General features: G+C 72.2%; 4 protein-coding genes. 1 reads left to right on the forward strand and 3 read right to left on the reverse strand.

Going from position 1 to position 5772, the window contains the following annotated elements:
• The 3 genes from AC0CYZ_RS26815 to aceE all read right to left on the reverse strand — a co-directional run.
• The coding region (locus AC0CYZ_RS26815; RefSeq protein WP_472221052.1) for a biotin/lipoyl-containing protein at positions 1-791 on the reverse strand (791 nt) is incomplete at its 3' end.
• 96 nt (positions 792-887) lie between these two features.
• Complete coding sequence (locus AC0CYZ_RS26820) at positions 888-2240, reverse strand: 2-oxo acid dehydrogenase subunit E2 (protein ID WP_472221054.1); 1353 nt, start codon at positions 2238-2240, stop codon at positions 888-890.
• A 23-nt stretch (positions 2241-2263) separates the two neighbouring features.
• Positions 2264-4957: a pyruvate dehydrogenase (acetyl-transferring), homodimeric type gene (aceE, locus tag AC0CYZ_RS26825; RefSeq protein ID WP_472221056.1), complete on the reverse strand. Its 2694-nt coding sequence runs from the start codon at positions 4955-4957 to the stop codon at positions 2264-2266.
• 139 nt (positions 4958-5096) lie between these two features.
• Between aceE and AC0CYZ_RS26830 the strand changes: the two genes are divergently transcribed.
• Entirely contained in the window at positions 5097-5525 is a 429-nt protein-coding gene (locus tag AC0CYZ_RS26830; RefSeq protein ID WP_472221058.1) for a VOC family protein, read from the forward strand.
• The last annotated feature ends 247 nt before the right edge of the window (positions 5526-5772 follow it).

The raw sequence follows: 5772 nt of genomic DNA on the forward strand, positions 1-5772 counted from the left end.
GCCGCGACGATCGCCTGGTCGAACCCCACCGTGGTCGTCGAGCCGTCCGTGCCGGTGACCTCGACGCGGTGCGGCGAGACGAACCGGCCGGTGCCCTGCAGCGTCGTGACCTTGCGCTGCTTGGCCAGGCCGGCGAGGCCCCCGACGAGCTTCCCGACGACGCCGTCCTTCCACGACCGGAGCTTGTCGAGGTCGATCGTCGGCGCGGCGAACGAGAGCCCGTGCTCGGACATCTCCTTGGTCTCGGCGATCACCTTCGCGGCGTGCAGCAGCGCCTTCGACGGGATGCAGCCGACGTTGAGGCACACCCCGCCGAGGGTGTCGCGGCCGTCGACGACCATGACCTCGAGCCCGAGGTCGGCCGCGCGGAACGCGGCGGTGTAGCCGCCGGGGCCGGCGCCGAGCACGAGCAGCCCGACGTGGCGGTCCTCGTCGCCGTCGTCGGCGGCCGCCGGCGCGTCGGCGGGGACGTGCGCGGACGCGGACGGCGTCGGGGCCGTCGAGGTCTTCTGCGTGGGCGCCGGGGTGGAGGTCTCCTCCTCCGCGGCACCGGCCGGGTCGAGGACCAGGATCGGGCTGCCCCGCGAGACGCGGTCGCCGACGCCGAGCCGCAGCTCGCGCACGGTGCCCGCGACCTCGGCGGGGACGTCCATCGTCGCCTTGTCGGACTCCAGCGTCAGCAGCGGCTCGTCGAGCGCCACTTCGCTGCCGACCGCGACGTGCACCTCGATGACGGGGACGTCGGTGAAGTCGCCGATGTCGGGGACCTCGACCACGATCTCGCCGGCCATGCCGTCTCCTTGCGATGTCGTCGGGTAGGTGCGCTTCGCGCTCGTGAGCAGTAATCCGCCGTATGACACGGGAAAGTGCTCACGGGCCTTCGGCACCTAGAGGAGCAGCCGGCGCTCGTCGCCCATGGTGTGCGCGAGGTGGCGGGTGAAGCGGGCGGCCAGTGCGCCGTCGATGACGCGGTGGTCGTAGGACAGGCACAGCGGCAGCAGGGTCCGGGGTTCGAACTCCGTGCCGTTCCACACCGGCGCCACGCGGGAGCGCACGACGCCGAGGATGGCCACCTCGGGGGCGTTGACGATCGGGGTGAACGCGGTGCCGCCGATGCCCCCGAGCGAGGAGATCGTGAAGCTCGCGCCGCGCATGTCGTCGGCGGTGAGCTTGCCGTCCCGGGCGCGTGCGGAGACCTCGCCGAGCTCCTTCGACAGGTCGACGATCCCCTTGCGGTCCACGTCGCGGATCACCGGCACGACGAGCCCGCCGGGCGTGTCGACGGCGACCCCGAGGTGGTAGTAGCGCTTGAGGATCAGCGCGTCCTTCTCCGGGGTGAGCGAGGCGTTCACCGTCGGGTAGGCCTTGAGCGCCGACACCGCGGCCTTCATCAGAAACGCCAGCAGCGTGACCCGGTAGCCCTCGGCCTTCGCGGCGGTGTCGAGCTCCTTGCGGTAGGCGTCGGTGGTGGTGATGTCCGCGTCGTCGTTGTGCGTGACGTGCGGGACGTTGAGCCAGGAGCGGTGCAGCGCCGGCCCGGAGATGCGGGTGATCCGGGAGAGCTGCTGGGTCTCGACAGGCCCGAACACCGAGAAGTCCTGCGCCGGCACCTCCGGGATCCCGGACCCGCCCGACGGCGCCGGCGCCGCGGCGGCCGCCGCGGACGCTGGCGCCTCGGCCCCGTCCCCGCCCCGCACGAAGCTCAGCAGGTCGTTCTTCGTGATCCGGCCCTTCGGCCCGGACGGCGTGACGCTCGCGAGGTCGACCCCGAACTCCCGGGCGAGCTTGCGCACGCTGGGCCCCGCGTGGGCCGGCAGGTCGGACGCGCCGTTGGCACCCGAGGTGGACGACGGCGACGACGGCGCCGGGGACGACCCGACCGGCGCCGCGCCGGTCTCGGTCGCCGGCTCCTGCGCGGTCGCCTCGGCGTCGGCGATCTCGTGCGCCCGGGCGGGTTCCGGCGACGCCGGGGCGTCCTCGGCCGGCTCGCCCTCCCCCGCGTCCAGCACGACGACCGGCGTGCCCTGGCTGACGGCGTCGCCCACCGAGACGAGCACCTCGGTGACGGTCCCGGCGTGCGAGGACGGCACGTCCATCGTCGCCTTGTCGGACTCGAGGGTGAGCAACGGGTCGTCGACGGCGATGACGTCGCCGGGCGAGACGTGCACCTCGATGATCGGGACGTCGGAGAAGTCCCCGATGTCGGGGACGGTGACCTGGGTAGCGGCGGGGGCCGACATCTGCAGGGGGCTCCGATCGGGTCTCAGGCGTGGGCCGGCGCGGGCCGGTCGGGGTCGATGTCGTACTTCGCGATCGCGTCGGCGACCACCGAGGCCTCGACGACGCCGTCGCGGGCCAGCGCCGAGAGCGCCGCCACCGTCACGTAGCGGCGGTCGACCTCGAAGAAGTCGCGCAGCGCCCGGCGGTAGTCCGAGCGGCCGAAGCCGTCGGTGCCGAGCACCTCGAACCGGCGGTCGACGACCCACGCCCGGATCTGGTCGGGGAAGGCCCGCACGTAGTCCGTGGCCGCAACGACCGGGCCCGTCGGCCGACCGGCGAGCTGCTGCTCGACCCACGAGAGCCGCGGCTCCTCCGTCGGGTGCAGCATGTTCCACCGCTCGACGTCGATGCCGTCGCGGCGCAGCTCGGTGAAGCTCGGCGCGCTCCACACGTCGGCGACGACGCCCCAGTCGGACTCGAGCAGCTCCGCGGCGGCCATCACCTCGCGCAGGATCGTCCCCGAGCCCATGAGCTGGACCCGCGGCCTCTCCCCCGCCTCGCCCTGCGACTCCCCCTCGGAGAGCAGGTAGAGCCCCCGGACGATCCCCTCCCGGGTCGCCTCCTCGGCGTCGGTCCCCAGGCCCGGCATCGCCGGGTGGGTGTAGTTCTCGTTCATCAGGGTCAGGTAGTAGAAGACGTCCTCCTGCTCGACGTACATCCGCCGCAGCCCGTCGGCGACGATCACCGCGACCTCGTGGGCGAACGTCGGGTCGTAGGAGACGCAGTTGGGGATCACCGACGAGAACACGTGCGAGTGGCCGTCCTCGTGCTGCAGCCCCTCGCCGTTCAGCGTCGTGCGGCCCGCGGTGCCGCCCAGCAGGAACCCGCGCGCCCGCAGGTCACCGGCCGCCCAGGCGAGGTCCCCGACCCGCTGGAAGCCGAACATCGAGTAGTAGATGAAGAACGGGATCATCGGGACGTCGCTGGTGGAGTACGCCGTCGCCGCGGCGATCCACGACGCCATCGCCCCGAGCTCGTTGATGCCCTCCTGCAGCAGCTGACCGCGCTTGTCCTCCCGGTAGGACATCAGCTGACCCTGGTCCTCGGGCTCGTAGAGCTGACCCACCCGGGAGAAGATCCCGAACTGCCGGAACATGCCCTCCATGCCGAAGGTGCGGGACTCGTCGGGGACGATCGGCACCACGCGCTTGCCGATCTTCTTGTCGCGCAGCAGCGTGTTGAGCACCCGGACGAAGGCCATCGTCGTCGAGATCGTCCGGTCGCCGGAGCCCGCGAGCTGCGCCCCGAACGCCGAGAGGTCCGGCACCTCCAGGGACTCGGAACGACGACGGCGGACCGGGAGCGACCCGCCGAGCGCCTCCCGGTGGCGGAGCAGGTACTCCGACTCCTCCTCGCCGAGCTGCAGGTAGGGCAGCGAGTCGACGTCGGCGTCCGCGACGGGCAGCTCGAAGCGGTCGCGGAAGATCCGCAGCTGCTCGCCGGCCATCTTCTTCTGCTGGTGGGAGATGTTCTGGCCCTCGCCGGCCTCCCCCATGCCGTAGCCCTTGACGGTCTTGGCGAGGATCACCGTCGGGCGGTCCGGCTCGGTCACCGCGGCCGAGTACGCCGCGTAGATCTTCGACGGGTCGTGGCCGCCGCGGGTCAGCGCCCAGATCTCGGCGTCGGTCCAGTCCTCGACCATCGCCGCGGTCTCGGGGTACTTGCCGAAGAAGTGCTCGCGGACGTAGGCACCGTCGCGGGACTTGTACGTCTGGTACTCGCCGTCGACGGTCTCCTCCATCAGCTGGTGCAGCCGGCCGGTGGTGTCGCGCTTGAGCAGCTCGTCCCAGCGGCTGCCCCAGATGACCTTGACGACGTTCCACCCGGCGCCCCGGAAGACGCCCTCCAGCTCCTGGATGATCTTGCCGTTGCCGCGGACCGGGCCGTCGAGACGCTGCAGGTTGCAGTTCACGACGAAGATCAGGTTGTCGAGGTGCTCCCGCCCGGCCAGCGAGATCGCCCCCAGCGACTCGGGCTCGTCCATCTCGCCGTCGCCGAGGAAGGCCCACACGTGCCGGTTCTCGGTGTCGGCCAGCCCCCGGCCGTGCAGGTACTTGAGGAACCGCGCCTGGTAGATCGCCATGAGCGGGCCGAGGCCCATCGACACCGTGGGGAACTGCCAGAACTCCGGCATCAGCCACGGGTGCGGGTACGACGAGAGCCCGTTCCCACCGGTCTCCTGCCGGAAGGCGTCCATCTGTTCCTCGGTGAACCGGCCCTCGAGGAAGGCCCGCGCATAGATCCCGGGCGAGGAGTGGCCCTGCATCATCACCAGGTCGCCGCCGTGGCCCTCGGACGGCGCGTGCCAGAAGTGCTGGAAGCCGGTGTCGTAGAGCGTCGCCGCCGACTGGAAGCTCGCGATGTGCCCACCGAGCTCGGACGACTCCTTGTTCGCCCGCAGCACCATCGCCACCGCGTTCCAGCGGATCACCGAGCGGATGCGGTGCTCCACCGCCCGGTCACCCGGATGCGGCGGCTCGGCGTCGACCGGGATGGTGTTCACGTACGGCGTGGTGGCCGAGTACGGCACCGGCGCGCCCGCCCGGCGGGCCTGGGCGATCAGGTCGCCGAGCAGGTCGTGGGCGCGCTGCGGACCCTCCACCGCCAGGACCGACTCGAGCGCCTCCTCCCACTCCTGGGTCCCCTCCGGGTCCGCGTCGATCGAGGCGTCGACCATGCAGCGCTCCTGGGGATCGTGGCCGCGCCGGCGCGGCCCGGCGTGCGGGACGCCCCAGCCTGCCCCGTGGACGGTCGCGGCGAAAGCGGAGCGGCGCGGAGGTTGCCGGGCCCGGCGGGCACGGGGGACCCTCCCCCGCGTGCTGACCGACGGCGTCGACCACATCGCCACCCTGACCCACGACGCCGCGCGCCTCGGGGCCTTCTACGCCGCGGTGTTCGACGCCGAGATCGGCGAGACCCGCCCGCACGGTCAGCACGGTGAGGAGACCATGACCGTCTTCCGCATCGGGCCGCACACCGAGCTCAACGTCTTCACGGTCCCCTCCAGCGACGAGGCCGACCGGCAGACCCCGATGTGGCACCGCGGGCGCCTCGACCACTTCGGGCTGCACGCGGCCTCGCGGGACGCGTTCGAGACGATCCGCGACCGACTCGTCGCGCACGGGGCGTCGGACGGGACGGTCAACGACTTCGGCGGCGCCTGGAGCCTGTTCTTCCGCGACCCGGACGGCCTCGAGGGCGAGGTGCTGCTTCCCAAGGACGGGGAGGCCACGCCGCCGGGCTGAGACGGTCGCGGCTTCTGGATCGAAGCAGGACGCCCCGGCCGTCGAGGTCGGTGGTGTCCCGGCCGCCGAGGTGCCAGCGTCGTCGAGGGCCGCCGTCCGGGGCGGTGGGACAGGAGACCGCGATCATGACGAAGTTCGTCTACGACTTCGCCGAGGGCGACAAGGACCAGAAGGACCTGCTGGGCGGCAAGGGCGCCAACCTCGCGGAGATGACGAACCTGGGGCTGCCGGTGCCCCCGGGGTTCAC

It is taken from the genome of Actinomycetospora sp. (genome assembly GCF_055612215.1).

Coding starts and splice junctions, on each gene's coding strand:
- AC0CYZ_RS26820 (WP_472221054.1), bottom strand. CDS start 2,240: ATGTCGGCCCCCGCCGCTACCCAGGTCACCGTCCCCGACATCGGGGAC.
- aceE (WP_472221056.1), bottom strand. CDS start 4,957: ATGGTCGACGCCTCGATCGACGCGGACCCGGAGGGGACCCAGGAGTGG.